Annotated in this window: 13 protein-coding genes and 1 pseudogene; 1 reads left to right on the top strand and 13 read right to left on the bottom strand. The window is 32.3% G+C overall.

Annotated features, from left to right (window positions below; translation table 11 throughout):
* Positions 1–314 precede the first annotated feature (314 nt).
* Positions 315–2,735 (bottom strand): T9SS type A sorting domain-containing protein, encoded by a 2,421-nt coding sequence (locus ACTB0X_RS01015; RefSeq protein ID WP_463023109.1) that lies wholly within the window; start codon positions 2,733–2,735, stop codon positions 315–317.
* A gap of 167 nt (positions 2,736–2,902) precedes the next feature.
* Entirely contained in the window at positions 2,903–3,709 is an 807-nt protein-coding gene (locus ACTB0X_RS01010; protein ID WP_463023108.1) for a hypothetical protein, read from the bottom strand.
* 311 nt (positions 3,710–4,020) lie between these two features.
* Between ACTB0X_RS01010 and ACTB0X_RS01005 the strand changes: the two genes are divergently transcribed.
* Positions 4,021–4,272 carry a T9SS type A sorting domain-containing protein gene (locus ACTB0X_RS01005; RefSeq protein ID WP_463023172.1) on the top strand — a complete coding sequence of 84 codons (252 nt, stop codon included), beginning with the start codon at positions 4,021–4,023 and terminating at the stop codon, positions 4,270–4,272.
* Between the two features lie 63 nt (positions 4,273–4,335).
* Here the strand turns inward: ACTB0X_RS01005 and ACTB0X_RS01000 are convergent, their stop codons facing one another.
* The 11 genes and pseudogenes from ACTB0X_RS01000 to ACTB0X_RS00950 form a co-directional block, all read right to left on the bottom strand.
* On the bottom strand, positions 4,336–6,771 hold the full coding sequence (locus ACTB0X_RS01000) for a T9SS type A sorting domain-containing protein (protein ID WP_463023107.1): 2,436 nt from the start codon (positions 6,769–6,771) through the stop codon (positions 4,336–4,338).
* Between the two features lie 91 nt (positions 6,772–6,862).
* The gene (locus tag ACTB0X_RS00995; protein ID WP_463023106.1) at positions 6,863–7,051 is read right to left on the bottom strand and encodes a hypothetical protein; all 189 of its coding nucleotides are present in this window, start codon (positions 7,049–7,051) and stop codon (positions 6,863–6,865) included.
* Between the two features lie 120 nt (positions 7,052–7,171).
* Positions 7,172–9,955 carry a tetratricopeptide repeat protein gene (locus ACTB0X_RS00990; RefSeq protein ID WP_463023105.1) on the bottom strand — a complete coding sequence of 928 codons (2,784 nt, stop codon included), beginning with the start codon at positions 9,953–9,955 and terminating at the stop codon, positions 7,172–7,174.
* Between the two features lie 35 nt (positions 9,956–9,990).
* Positions 9,991–11,694: an Eco57I restriction-modification methylase domain-containing protein gene (locus ACTB0X_RS00985; RefSeq protein ID WP_463023104.1), complete on the bottom strand. Its 1,704-nt coding sequence runs from the start codon at positions 11,692–11,694 to the stop codon at positions 9,991–9,993.
* Entirely contained in the window at positions 11,691–12,341 is a 651-nt protein-coding gene (locus ACTB0X_RS00980) for an HNH endonuclease family protein (RefSeq protein ID WP_463023103.1), read from the bottom strand. Before ACTB0X_RS00980 ends, ACTB0X_RS00985 begins: the two co-directional genes overlap by 4 nt.
* 8 nt (positions 12,342–12,349) lie before the next feature.
* Entirely contained in the window at positions 12,350–13,012 is a 663-nt protein-coding gene (locus tag ACTB0X_RS00975) for a hypothetical protein (protein ID WP_463023102.1), read from the bottom strand.
* 7 nt (positions 13,013–13,019) lie between these two features.
* Complete coding sequence (locus tag ACTB0X_RS00970; protein WP_463023101.1) at positions 13,020–15,365, bottom strand: ATP-binding protein; 2,346 nt, start codon at positions 15,363–15,365, stop codon at positions 13,020–13,022.
* 456 nt (positions 15,366–15,821) lie between these two features.
* The gene (locus ACTB0X_RS00965) at positions 15,822–16,427 is read right to left on the bottom strand and encodes a hypothetical protein (protein WP_463023100.1); all 606 of its coding nucleotides are present in this window, start codon (positions 16,425–16,427) and stop codon (positions 15,822–15,824) included.
* Between the two features lie 158 nt (positions 16,428–16,585).
* Entirely contained in the window at positions 16,586–20,536 is a 3,951-nt protein-coding gene (locus tag ACTB0X_RS00960; RefSeq protein ID WP_463023099.1) for a beta strand repeat-containing protein, read from the bottom strand.
* 160 nt (positions 20,537–20,696) lie between these two features.
* A pseudogene (locus ACTB0X_RS00955) lies at positions 20,697–20,852 on the bottom strand (LytTR family transcriptional regulator DNA-binding domain-containing protein); the annotation flags it as partial.
* Positions 20,853–20,970: 118 nt separating this feature from the next.
* On the bottom strand, positions 20,971–21,825 hold the full coding sequence (locus ACTB0X_RS00950) for a DUF4249 domain-containing protein (RefSeq protein ID WP_463023098.1): 855 nt from the start codon (positions 21,823–21,825) through the stop codon (positions 20,971–20,973).
* Between the last annotated feature and the right edge of the window lies 1 nt (position 21,826).

Below are 21,826 nucleotides of genomic sequence, written 5' to 3'. Positions count from 1 at the left end.
GGATAGATGAAATCTCAATGAATGGGTAGTTTTATGCATTTCTTGTCATTCTGAGCGAAGTCGAAAAATGTCTTATAATTAATATTATGTTAAATAGATGTTTTGAGAATCTATTAGATCGTTAGTAATCCACATATTGTAACTATATTTAATTCTTTGTGATAATCTGTACTCAAGAATTTTAGAAAACTTAATCGCATGTCCTCCACCTTCATTTAAGTTAATAAAAAGAGAATTTAAACTCAAATATAGAATACCAGAAAATCACATAGCCTGAACCATTCTTAAACATGTATTGAGGCTTCCCATTAAAATTAATTGATTATTAGTAATTTAAATACTTTATCTTTTACCTGAATAAAATAAATTCCATTAGAATAAGAGGAAACCTCTAAGTGCAGTTTTGTATCGGTAATTGAAGACTTATTTAAAACAATTCCATATTGATTTAATAGTATTAATGACTCTCCAACCAATTCAGGAGTAACAGTTATAGAAACAAAACCTGATGCTGGGTTAGGATACAACCAAAGATTAGATTTCTCTATAGATTTTTCTGTTATTGATACTCCAACAGCAGTAGAACAACTTGAAAACTTAAAATCATTATAATCAATAGGAATGATAGTATAATTGCTATCTAATGGAACAATTGTATCATATTGGCTCCCTATACCTGTTAAAGAGCAAATTGTATCACCAGGATAAAGCGGATTAAATGTTAGGCTATCAAGAACATCAGATAGCAAATCTATCATTACAGTATAATTATTAATTCCATTTGTAACCAACATTTCCTGGGTATTACCTAAGCCTCCTGAAAGAACTATTAGGTTGGAAAGAAATATAGGTTTTGATTCAGAATTTTCATCCAAATTGTTTGTTTGTATTGGCTTTAAATCCATACTCAAACTTCCAATTTTAAAAATTGAGTCTAATAAAAATACGGTTACTCCACTCTCTTGACTTACTCTTCCTTTAATTAGAATTGAATCTCTATCTACTAAACTTGGAAAATTACTTTTACTACTCCCGTCAACAAAAATCCCTTGCACTCCATTAGATGTACTGTCTAAAAGATAAAAATTATTATTCCTAGTTCCTGAAAAATATCGCTTATAAAAAATTCCTTTTGTCCAGCATTCAACATTTAATGAATCTGAAATTCCAAGATTTCCTGTAGTATTAATTTTCGATAATTCGTATAATGGTAGCAGAGTAGATGATTCTGTAGCTCCAATCGTCGGATTTAAAGGATTCCTAATTTTTCCCAATATGTCGTGTGATACCCCCAATGAATCTCCCATATTCATTAACCGAAGATTGTTAGGTTGGAAGCTATTTCTGAACAAAATAGATGGATCAAGAAATAAGCTATTTTGATCAAAACGATTAGAACTAACAGACTGCCAATCTTGAGCAGTTGTTCGATTTCCAGAATTGTAGCCTAAATGAGAATTATTTACGGCATTAACATAAATATTATTATAATCTGAATGTACAAATAGGCTATTATTATCTAAATAAATACCATGATTTGTTCCTGTTCCACTTCTAGTATTAAGGATTATATTATTCTTGAAATTAATGGGGCTATTTGATGGTTGCACATCATTGTCAAAATTAAAACCTTTAGTAAACCCTGAAATCGCTGTGCTATCATTTAAAAGAATAGTATTATGATAAATATTGTAATTAGGAGATATGCTATTAATACCAAATATATTAGAAACAGGATTATTAATTTCCATAATAACATTATTTATGACGTTATTCTGTCTAGGTGGCGTATTATGAAACTCTAAAGAGTGAATATTAATTCCTGCAATATTGAATGGAATCCGACTTGAATCATTTTTTTTCAAATTATGGATAATATTATTTTTAACGTTAATCGAATCTAAATATCCATTTAAACTTATACCAAAATGATCTTGTCGTGGCAGATAATAAAAAGCACCAATAGAACTAATATTATTTTCTGATATTTCTAGGTCTGACTCGTCCCAGACAGCAATACCATTTCCACTAAAATTATTTATCGTGTTATTAATTATATGATTTCCATAATCTATATTACTACCGTTCCACCCTGATACAGTTATACCTGATAAGGCAAATGTGTTTGTATCGATTCCTATCTGATTAGAAATAACTTTACAATAATTAGATCTGTAAATAGATATTCCTGAAAGTGTTACTCCAACAATAAGATTACTTTCAATTAAATTGAAATCGGATTGATAAGAATAAATTCCTATAGTGCTATTGGCTTGTTGCACTATAACCTCGACTGAAGTGTTTTTTATAACATTTGAATCACTACCATTCATTAATTGAATCCCATGTCCGTAATAAACTGAAGTACAAATGACATTTAAACTATCAATAGTAATATGTTTTGATTGATTTAATCTAATTACATCCAGATCATTTACACTGGTATGATACTTAATGGTTTCATTATTTCCTTTTATAATTACAGGATTTTTACTTGACATTCCTGGATAGCTATTAATTCTTAGCCTTTGAATGTAAGGACCTGAACCTTTTACTACATTAATTCTTACTGTATCAGATACTCCTAATAGATTTATACTGTCTTGAAAATCAACAAATGATTGAAAGTTCCTTGCTCCAGATACTATTGAAGAATCAATAGTATAAGTGCCACTTAATTGTGCATTTGATAGTATTGGAATAAAAATAAGTATGAATAGTTTTAGATGCTTCATGAATAGAGTATGTGATTATTGATGTTATTTAAAATTGAATTAATATTTTTTGACGACCAACCAATTTCTTATGGACAGTATTTTGCTTAAAGTAAATTATTCAAACGCAAGTATTAGAATCATCTCGTTTTAGTGAGTTTTTTATCTAATTTCTCAGCTATTTTTTTCTACTTCTCCTTCTTATACAACAAATAAGAAAACCCAATTCTTAAACCAGGGATATATCCATAATCCTCGAAAAACTGATTCACTTCCTCTCCACGTTCTTCAAAATTTAAATTTTTGATGATTTGATCACCACTGCTAGCAGACAATTGGTTCTGAGCAATAAATTCTACTCGTGAAGCCAAACCTCGATCATAGGTTGTTTTGGTTTTTGCATTTACATTTGCTGTAAGGCCTAACTCAACATTCATGGAAAATTTTGGATTTTTAAATTGAAACCGTCTACCGACTTTAAGGCCTAACTGAAAAAGTGAAGTTTCAATGGCCACCCGATCATTCAAATTGACAAGAAAACCACCAAATGGGCTTCTCAAAATGGTTAAGACCGAGTCCAATATGGCTTTTTCTTCAGTTGAAAATTCTTCTTGAACTAAATCACTATTTAATATTTCGTCATAACTTCCTGAGGCATTTAATTTTATAAATTGACAATACACTCCAAAATACCATTTATTTTTGTGCACATTTACCCCAAACGATAACGCACTCCCATCGTCTGCCAATTGCTGTAGAAATTCTTTACGAGCTTGTTGCTTTGATGGAACTCTAATCCAATCATAGAGCTCGTTATTATACGGCGAACTAACACTTCCTATAGAAAAGTCTGCGGATAACAGTTCGTTGTGTTGATAGTTTAAGCCAATGTAATGTTGCAGCGGGAATTCAGTTCCAATACTCAATCTAACTTCTTGACCATAACTTGAAAAAAAACAAAGGAAAACGGCAAATGGGAATAGGAATCGTTTCATATTTCAATAATTTGAGAATCAAATATAACACTCAAAACGGAATTATTTAAGCCCCAACTAAAATAATTGAGGTTACAAGAGGTCATTGTGATGAATCAATACGGAATAAACCCTACTCTATCATGTTTTAACAACTGTGTTGAATGCACATTCGCTTGTTTTAACTTGAATTCTTAAATCTAATGCTTTTGGTCGGAATTAAATCAAAGTATGGAATTTATGCAAGCGAGACTTGCACAAATTTGATTGTTTTATTTTCTAATGCTATACATCTAAAAAGATGGAATAAATTGAATCGATATAATTAAGGCATAGATAAACAGCGAAACAATATTCTAGAATTACAGATATATCCAAATCCTACATATGGTGAAGTAAATGTTTATAATCCATTGCAAAAGAAATATACGATATCATTGTATTCTCTGCATGGTAAATTAATATTGAATCAAGTTGATATTTACAAAAGCTTTAATTTCTATGTTAATGAAGCAAAAGGAGTATATTTTTTAAAAATTGAATCTGAAAGAAGAAGTGAAATCTTGAAAATAATTAAAACGTAACCACCGCCCTTATTTAAACACACCATTTCTCTTTCAATTGATACTCATTTTATAGCAAGCCTATTAGTATTTGATGAACTTATGGGTTTCTATTTTACCTGACATTTCAAAGCGAATGAAGTAAGTACCTACAGGAAAACTTTTAACATCTAAAACTAATTTGTCGTTAAAAAGATCAAAGTTTATGTCTATCCTTTGTCCCAAAAAATTCCAAATTTCATGTGATTCTATTGTAGTAAATGGACTAAACTTTATGGTTAAGATTTCGTTTGTTGGATTTGGATAAATTTTAAAATTATAGGGCAATAAATCTTCTGGATTTGATACGATGCAATCAGTGGTATCTATACACCCATTAATTCTTATTTCACAGGCAAAAGATCCATTTAAATTAGGCAGATAATTATCCTCATTGGCTTGAGCGACCGGCGTATAATTTCTACTACAATCCAGCCACTGATATGTAGCATAATCTTGATTTTTAAGAATAAGAACATTTGATTGATTACTAATAATCTTATCAACAGTAGTTATCGTTAGGTTTAATTTTAGAGTAGAGTCACAACCATACTTATTGCTAAATTTCATAATGGGGATACCTGTACTTTCAAAATATGTAATACCATCAATCCACGTAAATGATTGACAAGCTAATATGTTTTGTGTATCCAATTCCGATTCATTGATAGTTAAATCAAGGTAAATGATAGAGTCGCACCCCAAAGCACTTGCCAATTTGTAAAATGGCTGTTTTGTGCTGTTTTTATAGGATATTCCATCTAACCAAACAATTGAATCACAGGCCTCAATCACCATTGTGTCAGAAATAGATTTATTGATAGTTAAGTCAAGATAGATTACTGAATCACATCCATTGATGTTGGTAGTGGTATATTTTACTTGATTTGTGCTATTTGTATAAGTTAATCCATTAATCCAAGTAAATGAATCACAAGCTACTTCTATTTGAGATACACTGTCAGCTAGAATTTTTAAATCTAACCGAACTATAGAATCACAGCCTAAACTATTCTGATAAGTAACTTTTGGAGTCGTTGTGCTTTCAAAATAAGTATTGCCATCAATCCAAATAAAGGAGTCGCATGCCTTGTGATAATCTGTAACTTCTTCTGAAAGAATAGTTAAGTTTAGATATATTAAGGAGTCACAATTTTTAGAATTTGTTAATACTATTTTAGCCGTATTTGTATTATTTCGGTAGGTTTTGTTGTCTCTCCACGTGAAAGAATCACAGACTTGGATATATTCCGTTGACATAGTTGGAAAGCAATAGTTCCTAACAAGGCCAGCATTTATACCTAAATCATCATTTAAAGGAGAACCAATGGATAGGAAATCTCCTGAGGAGCTTAAAGAAATAGACTTTCCGGAGTGATCATCAAGTTCTTTTCCAAGAATGGTACTAACCTTAACCCAATCGTTCACCTTCCATTGATAAAGATCAACTTGTCCTTTATAAAGTGAATCCCAATAATGAAATTTATGTCCAGTAATAAATCTATTTCCAGATCCATCTAAGGATAAAGAATAGCCAAATCTGCCATATGGAGCTAGTCCATCTACATTTGATCCCTTCTGAATCCATTGGTTAGCATTCCATGTAAATACTCTAATTTGACCAGTAGCTACAACTCCATTAAAATTACCTCCTTCAGCACCTACTGCAAGCGTGTTGCCATCATCACTTAATGAATTAGAAAAACCAAAAAGTTCACCTGGTGAAAGCCCATCTAGGTCATTACCAATTTGTGTCCACTGATTATTTATCCAATCAAAAACTCTTACATGTCCTGCTCTATAGCCATTACCGGCATTAAATCTTGCTCCAACTGCCACTCGATTGCCAAGATAATTTAAAGAGATAGAGAATCCAAAATCGTCTTGAAAATGTTCACCTATTAGTTGACTCCCTTTTAATTGCCATTGGCCAGATATCCATTCAAATATATCGACATACCCTCCGAACATACCACCAGAGTTGATAGCAATAATATTCCCTAATCCATTTATGGCTATGTTGGTTCCGTAGTTTCGCTCATTTGAAGGACCATCAATATCGATCCCTTTTTGAATCCAGTCGACTCCACTCCACTCGTAAACTCTTACATGACCCGAATGATAAGCGGAACCATTGTTTTTAGGAGCACTAATTACAACCGTATTTCCACTGCTACTTAAAGCAACTTTACTCCCAAAAAGATCCGCATAGTTTTCACCCAATATCGTAGACCCTTTTTGAATCCAAGCTAGGCCTGATCTTCTGAAAATTTTAACATGTCCTGTGCTCCAATTATTATAAGGTGCCCCTACTGCCATTATTGTTCCATCAGAGTTCATAGACACTGTAGCACCGAAATTATTCATATATGATTCTCCATATAGAGTTCCTCCTTCTTGTCTTTGGGGAAAAACAAATAAAGTTGAAAAAAGTAATATGATAAATATGAGTTTACCTTTCACATCGATTCTAAAAAGCATAACTGCAAAGAGAAACTATTTTAACGAATAAAAACATCATCGCCATATATTTTTAAAATTACAACTCAAATAGAGTCCAGGCAATAAATCTCTAATCCGACTTTAGAATTTTTACCTTTTTATCGTGATGTGGAAGTTTCAAATCAAGTATGCGTTCATCAATGAGGTATTCACGATCAGATGGACTGATTAATCGAAGCAGTCCTCTCCCCTTTTTAGAAGTTCGAAAAACTAAACGATTAAACTGTTTGAATAAATATATTAGGTGATGTTTATCCATTTCTAAATGTCTTTCAACATTTTTTTTCTTATAGTTATGTTTTGATCCTAACCATGGATACAGTATATCTTTTGATATGGTTAAGTATTGCGAGAGTATATAAACCACTTTGCAATTCTATCAAGTTTCATCCATAAACTTTTGGCCATTTATATAAACCTTAAATGATTTTAAAGGACTATCTAAATCAGGACGTCTTTCAACTACCTTTTCTATCCAATTATTAAGATCAGTAAAATTGAATTCCTTTGGAATTGATAATAAAAAAAAATTCTTTTTAAACATTTTTTTAAAATTAGTTACATCAGTTAAATCAGATGATTCTATGATTGATACCGTCGGGCGACGTTTATTCTTAGAAGAAGAAATAAGGTAAAGACCGCATAGCTCTAAAGCATTTTCGAAGTCGTTACTATACCAACGAGCAACCATTAGTGTTCCAAATATTTGTGGCATTTCTCCTTCTGTTTCTAAATCATTTTGAGTAATTAATTGATAATGTTTAGTGAGTACCTCACTTGCCATATTAAACCTACCATCTAATATCAAATGATATCCAAGATTAAATAATGACTTCTCTAGCTTAGAAAGCATACTAAAGCTTTCTGCTAATGCAACACATACCTCGAAGGTTGTAATAGACTCTTTTAACTCATCATTTTTTGAATATGCCCAAGCTAAACTATTTGAAGCATGATAAATCCCTTCAAATGCATTCATGCCGAAAATATCTATTATTTCCCAATATTCGTCAAAAGCTTTATCTATCCATTGAATTGCTTTACTATATTGTTTTTTAGTATTATAATAATCCCCTAATAATTGATATCCTGATGCTAATAAATTTCTTTTATTTTCCAAAGATTCAGCAATCTTAATCCCTTTTTCAATTAACTTTAATCCCCTCTTAATTTTAGAATCTTTAAATTTAATAATCCCCATGGAGTAAAGAGCAATAACTTGATCATGACTTTTCCCGTTTAATATGAAATCATTATAAATTCTTTTAGACTCTTCAAGCAGAAATTCTTTTCCGATCTCATCAGACAGCATATTCATCACATTAGCTAATTCCAATAATAATATATCTTTATAGTTTGAATTTTTACTAACTAATTGAGAACCTTTTTTATAAGCTAAATAAGCTTCTTCATGTTTATCTCTGAAACGTAAAATTCTTCCTTTCACATAATAAATAATTTCCCAAAGTTTCGATTTTTCACGAAGCTCCAATACTTTAGAAAAATCAAATGCAAAATAGAATTCTCCTGATGTCATTAAGTTAGTTAAGAATTTTTCTGCAATTTTTTTTCCGTGGTTTTCTAAATTAGCTTCTAAAGCATGAAGTACAAGTTCTTTCGTCTCAAAATAATTTGGGTTTTCCAAAGAATAATAATATTTGAAAGCCATTTTATTTAAAGACCTTTTTCTTTCATTATTCAAGTCCTTTATTGCATAATTTCTTATTAAATCGTGAATGAAAAAATAATCACTTTTTTGATAAATTTTACTTATCAAAAATTTTTCTCTTAGACGTATAAAATTCTTTTGTGAATTATCCTTCCCTAAGAATTTTGTAATTGATGATTTAAATGAAATTTTTAAGATTGATAGATTTTGCATAACCTCCTGCTCTTCATGCGATAAAGAGTAGTGTAGCCGATTATTTATATAGTTAAACAATTCCTCATTCGCTAATTCACTCACTTCGTCAAGTAATTCTTTAGGCGATAATGACTGAGAAAGTCCAGAAATTATTTTCAACATATAAGGATGACCTGAAACTTTAGTACTTAAGGTAGCTAAAGCATCTGGTTCAGATTCTGACACACCATGAGCTTTAAACATTTCTATCCCTTCCTCTACACTAAGGCCAAGAGTCTCATGTCTAAAACAAGGATTGTCAAATTTCACATCAGGTAATTTAACCGTAGAAGTGTAAATTAATTTGGCTCGTTTAAAATATCTATTACAACCATAAATGAAATTATTAAATTGATCTATATTTTTACTTACACCATCTAAAATTAAAGTTATCGAATTATTTTCAACAGCTTTTAAAGTTGTCATTATAAGGCTACTTGTCGTAGTATTTGGGTCTCTTAATGTGTTAAATAAGTTAGCATCACCTTTTTTATCTTTAAGGTAATGAGCGATTAATTTAAACATCGAAGCCAAATCCAAAGCTAAATTTGTGTCAATCCAAATAACTGATGTTTTTACATTAGATGCAATTTTTGCCACTAATGTAGATTTACCTACCCCACTAATGCCACCTATTTCAATAGTATTAAATGAACTAAGTTTAGCTTCTAATAAGGCTATTTCATCACTTCTTCCAAAACAATGTAATACTTGAGGAATTAAAAAATCAAAATTTTCATTAACTACATTATCTTTTATTTCGTTCCTTTGACTACCAACAATTTTTTTAATATTAACAACTTCATTTAGAATTTTTTCTGTTTTTTTTTCGATAGTATTCGTAGAGATAATAATTTCTTCTACACTTTCTTTTATCGACTCAAAATCTTTGAGAATTTGGTCCACGTAATTAGGTTTTACTTGAAAAATTGCCTCTTTTGTCTTTAATTCATGAACTTTCTTAAGTTTTTTTAATTCTTTTACTGTGTATTCTTTTAGATCATCAGTTTCAACATGATGTTGATGACACATAAATAATAGATTATTTAAACCTCTTCTATTTTCATTAGATTGAGTTTTATTGAATCGAGCCCCACCCGGTAAAGCTGCTTCTATATGACAACATTCCCCAACTAGTTTGTCATTGTCATTAAAAATAGGTTTTGAACATTTAGGAAATGCGCATTTATTTCCAGATCGAAGTAATAATAATTTTATAGTTTCAGGCTTAGGAGTTAATCTTTTGGGAATCTCACTCATACGCAGTAATTTTAATTTAATCAAAAAAATATATTCTACTCAGATGCAACTTTAATAGGCTTCTTCTGAAAATCTCTGTTAGCTTCCAGATGAATAAGATTATCATCGTTTCTTTTCTTTAGCCTTCGATCCGTAAGTTTCTTTCTTATTACCTCCAACCTATCAAAGTCTATGTTTGGTAAAAGAATCGAATTAGTATATTGGAGTATAATTTCTATATTAGATTCATTTCTCATTAAGAAATCTAATCTTTCAAATTGTGTGTCAGTTATATTTTCATTATAAGGAATAGAGAGATTTTTAAATTCATTAGGAATTAGTTCTAGAACACCACCACCATAAAATCTTCCTTCTAGCTCTGCAAGTATAAATGTCAACGAGTTATAGAAAGAAAATACAAGTTTTTTTATGGAGTAATTATCTTTAATCATAACTCTATAAAAAGAGTCCGTAGCTAAGGCATCAGCTTCGTTCACGAATAATTTTGGATAAAGATGACTTCTTTTTACAAATAAGGCTTCAGATTTCCAAACACTTGGAACACTATACCAGTTTTTGCGTTTAGTCATTTTAAATCTCTTGTGTAAATCTTGTGATTCTCCCTTTAAGACATAATTTTTTAAACTTGTATTTAATTTATCTCTTTCAACATTAGGGAAATCTATAAAGTTGACTTTCTTATTATTGATTTTCAATTTGGCAAAATCACATTCAGTGAAATTTATAACGTTAGGAATAACATATCCTTTCGGAAGTATCGGTTTTATAAAACTTCCACACTTTGTAAGTTTATTTTCTGTTAATTCTTGATCTGAAAGTAAAAAATAATTATTTGCAGCTGAAACTATACCTACTTCTGCTTTTAAACAATACTCTTTTATTGGGCTGTATTTACTCTTTAATTCACTTATTAAGTTTAGTTCTTCATCTGACAAGATGTAATTAGTCCATTTATCTAAGTTGGTTCTATGTATATTAGAATGCTTCTCTGTAAATTTTGGCTCTTTTAAATCTTCTAATGAATCGACTTGATAAAATGAAACTCCTTGATTAAATAAGTTATTATTATCTTTTATTCCAATAAGAGCAACTACATCTTGTTGTATACCTTCAAATATTAGTTCATTAAAAGCAAAGATTTCTACTCTATCAAATTCACTTCTAATTAAGTTTCTTAACTCACTTGTATATTTTACTTGTAAAATTTCGGCAGGTATAACAAAACAAAGAATGCCATTATCTTCTAAACTTAGAATAGCCGCTTCAACAAAAGCAGGCCAGATATTTTTAATATTCCAATTAGATTTTATTTCATTACTGTATGCCTTGATTTCTACATTAATTTTCTCACATCTTTTAATTTGCTCTAACTGTAAATTCTCCCTTTTAATATAAGGAGGATTCCCTATTATTAAAGAATATGAGTTTTCATTATCAAGAAAGAACTTCAAATAGTCTTCGTTTATTTTTCTAGATTTTAATCCTTTACGTTTAGGAATTAATTTAAATGCTTTATCTAATTCATCAGAATTTATATCAATTAAGTCTAATTCTAACTTGTGATTCTCATCAAATATTTGAGAATTTACAATTGATTCGATAAATTGTCCTTCACCACAGCTAGGCTCTAGAATTTTAAGATTGACTTCTTTTAAATATTTAGAACTAATATGTTGAACCAAAAAATCAGATAAAATTTTGGGAGTGTAATATGAACCTGTATGCTTTTTGTCAGTCATCTTTTTACACGTCTTATTTCTGCTGGTTCATAATTTGGAATTTCCCGCTCCTTTAACAATAATTTTTGAGTTGCAAAAGAAAGTAGGAGCATATCAGAAATAATTTTATTAATCTCAGGAGTTATTTCTTCTAATTCAATTTTTTGAATCATTAATTCAATCTTATTTATGATTTTTTCTGACTCATCTTTAATTAGTTCTGTTCTTCTTTCATTTATTAATTGAGGACGATTAAGGTTTATTTTTTCGATAATATATTTCGAGGCAATGTAATTCCCGACAATCTTACCATTTTCTTGTATAGTGAATAATTCATTAAAATCCGTTTTGTTCGGGTCGGGATATGAAACCACTGAATGATCTTTTACAGGATCGTTAGGCCAATCATTACTTTTAAAACGATTGCATATAGCACAACAATAAAAAAGGTTAATAAAATCCTTCTCTAGGTTCTTAAATCGTAGAATTGATTTCGGCTTATAATGCTCAACATGAAAATGATCATAGCCACCTCCTGGATTTTCATTAATAGCACAATAGACACATTTTTTGTCTGCTTCCTCTCTCAAAAATGGTTTATACTTACTATATTCAGAAACCACTTTTGGTCTTTTACTTTTTGTCTTATCAATAACTGTCCATTTCATCCCTTAAACTACTTTTTCATTAGGCTTTCCAGCTTTTGGGATAATTCTTCCAACTGTAGATTCTTATTCTCTAATTCTTTGAGCCAATCTTTTCTATCCTTTACAATAAATGTTGAAAGTGGGAGATGAAGCTTCGCCTGTAAAGCTTTAAGTTCTTTAATTTCTTCATCATTTGCATCATCCAATGCAATTAACTCGGCTAGTTCCGCTAATCTCTCATATTCCTTTTCAAAATTCTCAAGATATTTCTGAGTATATCTAATAAATCTGTTTACATATTGCTTCGTACTTTCAGCTGATTTAATAAAGTCATCTCTCGAAATAATATCATCAAACTCACCTTTCATTGATTCTAGTTCGGATCCACCAACATATGAGGCAATAACTACTATTGGTAATTGTTTGTTTGTTTTACGAATTTCCCTCACTAAATCATGTCCATTATAGTTAGCGTGCACTCCGCTTACATTACCTTCTTTTAATTGTTCATCTACAATAAGAATAACAACCTTATTATTTACAATCCAATTAGAATAATCTTCTATTCTAGGTAATGGGTCAAAATGCCCAATTTCCCAATTAATACCTTGTTCCTTTAAATCCCTATCTATCCGTTTAGTTAGTTTTTTCCTCTCTTTTAATCTATCATCAATTATTGCTACTAATGCCATAATAAATCTATTTTTTTGGTAACCAGATTACAAACCTTGCACCTTTTAAATTATTATCATTTTCTACAAATCTATGCCCACTCAAATCGTCTATTATCGATTGTACAATTGTTAAACCTAAACCAGTTCCAGATTCATTTCCTTTTGTATCCGTTTTAGTTGTATATAAAGCCTCCCAAATAATCTCTCTTCGCTCTTCAATTATTCCATTTCCTGTATCAGCAACAACAATTTCAAAACCTTCTATATCATCTTTTTCACTATTCTTTAATTCAACTAAAATTTCTCTTCTAGTACTATTGTGAATACATGCAGAATATGAATTGGTTAATAAATTAATGAATATGGTTTCAATATCCATTGGAAAAGTTTTAGCAGAAACACTTTCAAGTTTTGTGACAATATTTATACCTCTAGCTGAAAATGTGCGAGTAATCTCACTAATAGTTTTACTAATTAAATCTGTTACATCAACATCTTTTCTTTTCCTTTTATCTCTTTTTATTCTTGTTAATGCAAAAGACCCCCATTGTGAGACATGGGTAGAATATTCATGTGCATCATATAATTCCTCTAATGCTTCTTTTATATCAGGTGGGGTTGCCTTTAATGCAGCGATAGCTTCATCATTAGCCATTTTGAATTGAGAAATTGACATCTGTGTTTCATGTCCAAAAACAGCTGAAGCTATTCCTATTGTTGCTAATCCTCCTAATGTTCTGTTTTTACTTAAAATTTCTTCTATTGTTTTTTCCGTTTCTTCTGTTTGTTTCAAAAAAGAATCTACATGTGACGATGCATTTAAGACATAAGTATGATTATTTTCTTCTGCCATCTTTCGCATCTCAGCCAACTCTTTTTTAAGTCTATTTAGTTCTTCTTTGTATTCATCAAGTATTTTTTTATTTGAACGCCTAGGTTTAGAAACACCATTTGCATCATTTAATTGTTTTATTACATTATGGCGATGAAGCTCTAATAGTCTAACTCCGCAAAGAACAAGCGCTCTTAAATCATAATAAGCTTCATTATGCACTAAGCCTTCCCTAGCCGCACTATCCTCTAAGTTTTCATTTTCATCTCTTGCAATATAGATAGCACCCAAAATTTGGTTATTTTTTACCATCCAATCTTCCCTACCAATACCAGCAGGGTTTTGCCCTTGTCTTTCACTAAGATTTAACCAATCTTCTCCATCTTTACCTGAAAAACCATAAGGTTTTACACTTATATTATCTCTATAAATCTTTACACCACTATTGTAAGTTAAATATTCAGTTAATTTTGTTAAAGTAAAACCTGAATCTTTTGCAAAAGCAGATTCTCTAGGATAGAACATTAAATCAAAAATAACTGGTCCACATGATGGTGTAGAATCTGTCACATCATATTTTTTAATGTCATTTAAGTATAACTTTGATACCTTATCCTTTTCTTTTGGCTTTTGTATTAACTGATGCCAATCAATAGATTTTTCTATTTCCTTACTTATTTTATACTTATCTTTTAAGGTATATTTTATTTCATTTGAGACGCCATCATAATAAACACTAATTTCTATTTCAGGTTTTAAATGCTCCTTTGGTTTTATTTCACCTTTATACTCAGTTTCAAGATTTGTATTAACAATAATTTGAAAATCCTTAATAACCCTAAATGGAGATGTTAATATTGATAATTCTTCGAATAATCTTTTAAAATCAGAGTCTGTCCATTTATTTCTTAATTCTTTGATGATAATTTCTGTTCCATGATTACTATCCTTCTTATCAATTTCAGGAAGTTTAATAGTTGGGACTTTAATTTTCTTAAATGGGATTAATAATAAATCTATTCCCTGTTTATTAAAATCATCCCAATCAATATGTAATCCAAATACACTTGTATCAGTCTTTTTTGTGATTAAATCAATCGAAGAACCTAGTCTATCTGCCGATAATCTCCCTATTCCTTTTTCACCAGTTTTTCGTCTTTCTTTTTTACTTATAGTTTCTGTCCTTTTTGAAGAAAAACCAATTCTCAACCAATTTTCAATCACTTCATTTTGTGACATTCCTGTTCCAGAATCAGCAATTCTAATATAGCTTTCATCATCATTAATGACAATGTCTATTTCAACACTTTCAGCATCAGCATCATAAGCATTTTTAACCAATTCTAATAATGCAGTAGTATGATCTTTAATACTTTCTCTACCTAAATGGGCAATTGTTCCTGCATCAGTACGAAACCTTAAATTATCATGGTCGAACTTTATTAAATCAGAAGTTAACTCCAAAAATTTTTGATAATCAACATTATCTGATTTTACTAGTTCTTCTATTTGCTTTTTTATTTCTAATTCATTACTCATTTTGATAATGATTTTTCAAAGTTTTTATATGAATCTATCAAACTTATTATTTCGACCTCAAATATTTCTGGCTATTTGATAAAGCATTTTAATACTAAGTAGCGTTCTATTCTGCACATTAGAATTAACAATATTGTAATACTTTCTTTATTTCTCAGTTAACCAAGTTCGCTTTATACCTTTCATTTCAAATACTTGCTTAATTGGATTAATTCAGTCAATTTGAAGGCCGTAAGATAGAATTTAAAAGTGAAATTATCTTGAATCTTGAGATGTTTTTATTAAGGTAAAGTTGAATTATTTTGACTTGCACTAAAAAACGAGAAATCCGGATACATGGAAGTTACCAATAGAATAATGATTAAAAAATCCCCTCCTTACTTTTTACACATTCGTTTATGCTACACATCACCCAAAAAGTACTAATTCATACCTATTAATTTTTACTAGCATAAGTTAATACTTTTCTCTTCTAAACCATTGATCGTTTAGTGTCAGGTAGTGCATTGCTAAAATGAATTTGATCCTAATATCATTTATCTTATAGTGATCGTATTTCATTAAGATACTGGTGGTCATTGTGGGGCTAACATCTCCTGACATTTCAAACTCATTGAGGTAATGCTTCACCGCTTTATTTCTTTGGCTAACTTTTCTAAGAAACTTCACATAACTTCCATCATAATTGTAAGTCATGCTTTTAAGCGTATCTATTCTCTCTCTTGAAAGCCACATTTTATCAAACTGCCAAAAATTGAAAAAAGTAGCAGAATCAAGCTTCTCGTACATTGCTTGTTGACTAACAAAAGAGATGTCTAGTTCTATATTCCCTAAAGCTTCTTTTTTAATCAACTCTTTTAGAAATTTACCATAACAGCTATCTAAACTCAGGTTCTCAAAATCCTCGCAAATTGAGTGATTAAAGAATTCAAAGATTATTTCGGCATCTTTCAATTCTGATTCTGTAAAAACCTTTTTGAAGGTCCTATTATTAGAAATTTTCTCTTGTGAACTACAATTGAAACTTAAAATCAAAACTATTGCAAATGATACAATCCTCATAGCGACTAAAATACTAAAAACTCCCTTCCCACAAATTCACACAGTCAAATACCATTAAAAGAAACTTCTGTGTCCAACTTTTTGGTGGAAAACAGGCTTAAATAAAAAAATCCCCTTCAAGTCAATGAAGGGGATTCGCATTATAGTTTGGAATATGATTAATGTGCAATGATGAATCTGATGGCTTCATTCTGTAAACGAATAAAGTACACTCCATTTGCTAAATCTGTTGCATCAATTACCTGTTTTGGAGAATTAACGATTACTGATTGAAGTAATTTACCAGAAATGCTGTAAATCTGAAGCTCTCCTCCCATTGCCTTATTGGTTAATTCTACGGTAAAAGAACCATTATTTGGGTTAGGGAATAGTCTCAATGTTTGCTCTACTACATGAAGTTGGTTCACTCCTACATTCACAATCTGAACACATGCCGATGTATCAATACATCCATTTAGAGTGATGGCAACTGCATAATTACCATTAGCTAACACTGAATACGATTGCATCGTAGCACCTGCTATTGGCGAATTGTTGTTGTTACAATCCAACCATTGGTAAGTGGCTCCACTTTGATTGGCGGTCAATACATAATTCACGTTAGTTACAGTGGTGTCAATTGCTGCAGGCTCAGTAATCGCAGTTGAACTGGTTAATGTACATCCGTTCCCATCAGTCACTGTCACGGTGTATGCCCCTGCAGATAGATTAGTTATTGAATTGGTCGTTGTCGCGTTACTCCACGCATAAGTGTAAGGCGCGGTTCCTCCTGCTGCGGTTAGTATTGCCGTTCCATTTGAACCACCATTACAGCTCACATTCGTTGTTGCGATGGCACCAGATAATGCGACTGGCTCAGTAATGGTTGCTGTACTCGTAATAGTACATCCATTTGCATCAGTTACCGTTACTGTATATGCCCCTGCAGTTATGTTGGCTATTGAAGCGGTAGTTGCTGCGTTGCTCCATGCATAAGTATAAGGCGTTGTACCACCTGTTGAACTAACGATAGTCGTTCCATTGTTTCCACCATTACAACTGACATTGGTTGATGTCACTGAACTTGCCAATGCAGTTGGTTCGGTAATGGTTGCAGTACTTGCAGTAGAACATCCATTTGCATCAGTAACTGTTACTGTGTATGCCCCAGCAGTTAAATTGGCTATTGAAATGGTTGTTGCGGCATTGCTCCAAGCATAAGTATACGGCGTTGTTCCACCTGAAGAATTAACGGTAGTCGTTCCATTGTTTCCACCATTGCAACTTACGTTTACTGATGCCAATGAACTAAACAATACAATTGGCTCAGTAATGGTTGCAGAACTAGAAGCAGTACATCCGTTGGCATCTGTAACCCTTACGCTATAAGAACCTGCTGGAAGTGTTGTTGCTGTTGCTGCGGTTTGTGATCCAGCAGCTGTATTCCATAAATAAGTATACGGCGATGTTCCACCTGATCCAGCTACTGTTGCTGTTCCATTTCCTGATCCATTACAACTCAAATTTGTCGTAGCCGTAATGCTTGAATTCAGTGCAGTTGGCTGTGTAATGGTTGCAGTACTAGCAGTAACACATCCGTTGGCATCCGTAACTGTCACTGTGTATGCACCTGCTGTTAAATTAGATATTGAGGCTACAGTTGCTGCGTTGCTCCACAAATAGGTATAAGGTGTTGTTCCACCAGTTGTACTAGCTGTAGTAGCACCATTGCTTCCACCGTTGCAACTAACGTTCGTTGATGTCATTGAACTTGCTAAAACTACTGGCTCAGTGATGGTAGCCGAACTTGTAGCAATACATCCGTTAGCATCAGTTACTGTCACTGTGTATGCACCTGCCGTTAAATTAGATATTGAGGCTACAGTTGCTGCGTTGCTCCACAAATAGGTATAAGGTGTTGTTCCACCAGTTGAACTAGCTGAAGTAGCACCATTGCTTCCACCGTTGCAACTAACGTTCGTTGATGTCAATGAACTTGCTAAAAATACTGGCTCAGTGATGGTAGCCGAACTTGTAGCTGAACATCCGTTAGCATCAGTTACGGTAACGGTGTATGCTCCTGAAGTTATATTGGATATTGAGGCTGTAGTTGCAGCGTTGCTCCACAAATAGGTATAAGGTGATGTTCCACCAGTTGAACTAGCAGCAGTAGCACCATTGTTTCCACCGTTGCAACTAACGTTGGTAGTAGAAGTAATCGCTGCAGAAAATGCACTGCAAAGCGAAGAGGTAAAAAGCCCAAAAGAAGGAACAATGTCTGCGCCGAAACCAAGCCAATTTCCGGAAGGATTTCCTAATCCATCTTCCAAAAATAAATTAGAAACTGATTTAATTAGTCCGTTGGAATAACCCAAATTCATCGCATAATTTTTTGCCGTAGACGCAGCTAACCATATTGAATTCGTTGAAGTGAAAGAATTCCCTTCTAAAGCCAATGAAACTAAATAGTGAGAATTTGGTAACAATGCAACCGGATTGCCGTTACCATCTTTTATGTGAATCATTGATTGTTTGTATGCTCCACTTGCAAATAATCCGCTAAGGCTATCTACTCCTGTTCCTACAATCACTAATTCTCCACTTGTACGGCTGTCATCAACAATAAGGTTTGCAGTTCCTCCCGCTACACCGTCTTTCCATTCGTAAACGTAAACTTTTACTACTTGACTTCCCGTACCTGAATAGTTGGTTGTCGTGTAGTAGTTATAAGCAAGGGAATCTAGAATAAGGCCATCTTTTGTGCTGAAAACAGAACCAAATTCATATCGATTAAAGTTGGTTCCGCCAGGAAAAATAGGACGGTCATAAACTGGAAGTTTGTTGGCATCTAAATCCACTTTTGACCAATGGTTATCGGCCACAATTTCAAAGTTTTGAATTAAACTATTGTTGGAAGCATTGGCATCACCATTCATGGCAGCTGTATAGGTCATTCGGTATTTACCTACCGACATAAATGGACTTGTAAGGGAATCAATGATAGCTGTGCCAAGACCACCACTACTAATGTTAGAAATTGGTATAGCTCCCCCACCCATTGATATCCAATTTCCATTCGACTCTATCTCCAATGTATAATTTAAATGTGCATTATCAGCTGGTATTACAGCAGCAAAGCCTAAATTCTTAACATTTGCTCCAATTCGCAATCCTTGTCCTGTGATTTGATCGATAGGAATAACAGCATTATGTGTCACTTGAACACTGTAAAAAGCAGCTGTTAAATTATTTCCAACCGGATCAGCCTCCTCAATGGTTAAATCATAAGGATTAGCTGATGTTAGACTCACATCATCGATCATTGCAAAATAATAATCTCCATCGAAGGTGAATTTAATCTTACAATTCGAAAGTACAGTTACACCTGAAGTTAAGTTCGGAAATACTATAGATACTGGCCCTTCTACTGCAGCTCCAATTGAAGAGGGCAATGCATTCATAATTGAGCTAGTGGTCCAAGTTAGACCTCCATCCACTGAAATAGACGCGGAGAATTCTGTAACCTGAAAATTTCTCCACTTACAGAAAAAATTTAAAGCAATTGCAGTATCAGTATAGCCTGTAAGGTCGAAAGATGGAGAAATTAACTCCCCTTTGTGTCTTGAAGGTGAAGTTCCTTGGTTAAAAGCTCCTGCGACACCACCGTTGTCCAAAAAGTCTGAATCAAAAATTGCCACTCCATTAGCACGAGTCGGTGAAGCCATAGGCGGTGTAGTTCCAAAATATGCTCCTTGGCTGGTTCCTGTTGTATTTCTTACCCAATACGCATTTCCGGGGGTAACATTACCTGCAGATTCATTAATAGAAATTGCTGACCACTGTGAACTAAATGTTGGCGGAGTTCCAAAACTAAAACCATTTTTAAATTCACCCAAAGCACTAGAAGTTGTATCAGAAGAGCCTGCTCCCCAAATTATAGTTCCAGCTTTATTCATGTTCGGTTGAGTTTTGCTTTTCGCAATCCCCATTTGACTCGTAGCTAATGTCTTTACTACTTGAGAAGGAAATACTTGTTGTCCTTGAACAGTACTGGCTATTCCAATACACATCAATGAGGGCAATAGATAAGAAGCTAAAAATTGAAATAGAATTAATTTTCTCTTTTTCATAAAATTGGTTTATAAGACTAATGTTATTTGCTAGAGCCGTTTTGACTCATTTCGTCAAAAATAAAATGTGAAAAATGGAGTCTACGAAAAATGTAGTGGATGACATCTTTTTGTTGTGAATGACCAAGATTGAAAATTAATCTAATAAAAGTAACTTAACCTACTGATCAATATTTTCTCGATAATCCCTTGAAATAGGAATTTTATTATCTCTAATTATAAGATGATTACACGACTTCTGCTCAATGTAATTCTTGTTTATAAAATAGGATTGATGTATTCGGATTAAAGTTGGTGGTAAATCACTTTCTATTTCTTTTAAGGGCTTTCGCTAAAGAATCAATTTTCAACTTATTGCAATTAATTGGATCATCCAAAAATAGAGGTTTTAAAACCGCTTTGATTCATAAAATGCAAATTAATGGTCTTTGCGATTAAAATTCTACGACGGTAGCCAAATACGAACCAAAGCATCCCAAACCACCTTCGATATTAGAATAAATTCGCGAAGGTTCGGCAAATGGATTGTCTTCAATGTAGTTTTCAAGCGATAAATGGTATTTATAATAGGAAATATCTGTCGTATAAAGTATTGAAATTCCGTTAATCCCATTGCTAATTGAGTCGAATTCGGAATAATAACTAGCGTAGCGACAGCTCAATCTTAATTCTTGACCATTTTTACCCTCATCGCTTTTTAAATAATTACAGAAAGTGAAGGCCAGTTGCTCATTTTTAAGACTATCTTGATATATTTTAAGTTGATTCTGGTAGAAATTTGTTTGTGAAGGTTCGTCATTCCAACTCGTAAGAATTCGATATATTTTTTCTGAAAATCCATTTGTGGTTCTCAATGAAGAGTCTACTTCTACCCTAACTTGTTGGGGAGAACTTTCAGGAACTGTTGTTTCGGACGAAACATAAAACCCTCCTGGTGAACTAATTTCAAGGCGATAGGTTTTCCCTGATAAAATTGGAAAGGAAGCTAAATTTAGGACACGATAAGTCCTCGAATCATTTGAATAGGGAATGAGGATGGTTTTACCTTCTGAACTTAAAAGAACCGTGGCATCAATAACAGGATCGTCTATACTCCCATTCTGCTCACCAAAGTAAGGGACTGATTTAGAGAGTTCGATTTCGATGAGCGTATCAGAGGGACTTAAGAATCCATAAACAACTAATTTGGGGTCCGCTTTGGGCAATTCAATGTCTTTTGCTTCCTTTTCGCATGAAAAAAGAGTCATCAGTATACTTATCGTTGCAATTATGGATAAATACTTTTTCATT

It is taken from the genome of Acidiluteibacter sp. (genome assembly GCF_055129545.1).
This window is presented reverse-complemented; position numbering and strand designations above follow the sequence as displayed.

Excerpts from the sequence above, each read along its gene's own strand:
- ACTB0X_RS01015 (WP_463023109.1), bottom strand. The coding sequence starts at position 2,735 with ATGAAGCATCTAAAACTATTCATACTTATTTTTATTCCAATACTATCA.
- ACTB0X_RS01010 (WP_463023108.1), bottom strand. The coding sequence starts at position 3,709 with ATGAAACGATTCCTATTCCCATTTGCCGTTTTCCTTTGTTTTTTTTCA.
- ACTB0X_RS01000 (WP_463023107.1), bottom strand. The coding sequence starts at position 6,771 with ATGCTTTTTAGAATCGATGTGAAAGGTAAACTCATATTTATCATATTA.
- ACTB0X_RS00995 (WP_463023106.1), bottom strand. The coding sequence starts at position 7,051 with ATGGATAAACATCACCTAATATATTTATTCAAACAGTTTAATCGTTTA.
- ACTB0X_RS00990 (WP_463023105.1), bottom strand. The coding sequence starts at position 9,955 with ATGAGTGAGATTCCCAAAAGATTAACTCCTAAGCCTGAAACTATAAAA.
- ACTB0X_RS00985 (WP_463023104.1), bottom strand. The coding sequence starts at position 11,694 with ATGACTGACAAAAAGCATACAGGTTCATATTACACTCCCAAAATTTTA.
- ACTB0X_RS00980 (WP_463023103.1), bottom strand. The coding sequence starts at position 12,341 with ATGAAATGGACAGTTATTGATAAGACAAAAAGTAAAAGACCAAAAGTG.
- ACTB0X_RS00975 (WP_463023102.1), bottom strand. The coding sequence starts at position 13,012 with ATGGCATTAGTAGCAATAATTGATGATAGATTAAAAGAGAGGAAAAAA.
- ACTB0X_RS00970 (WP_463023101.1), bottom strand. The coding sequence starts at position 15,365 with ATGAGTAATGAATTAGAAATAAAAAAGCAAATAGAAGAACTAGTAAAA.
- ACTB0X_RS00965 (WP_463023100.1), bottom strand. The coding sequence starts at position 16,427 with ATGAGGATTGTATCATTTGCAATAGTTTTGATTTTAAGTTTCAATTGT.
- ACTB0X_RS00960 (WP_463023099.1), bottom strand. The coding sequence starts at position 20,536 with ATGAAAAAGAGAAAATTAATTCTATTTCAATTTTTAGCTTCTTATCTA.
- ACTB0X_RS00950 (WP_463023098.1), bottom strand. The coding sequence starts at position 21,825 with ATGAAAAAGTATTTATCCATAATTGCAACGATAAGTATACTGATGACT.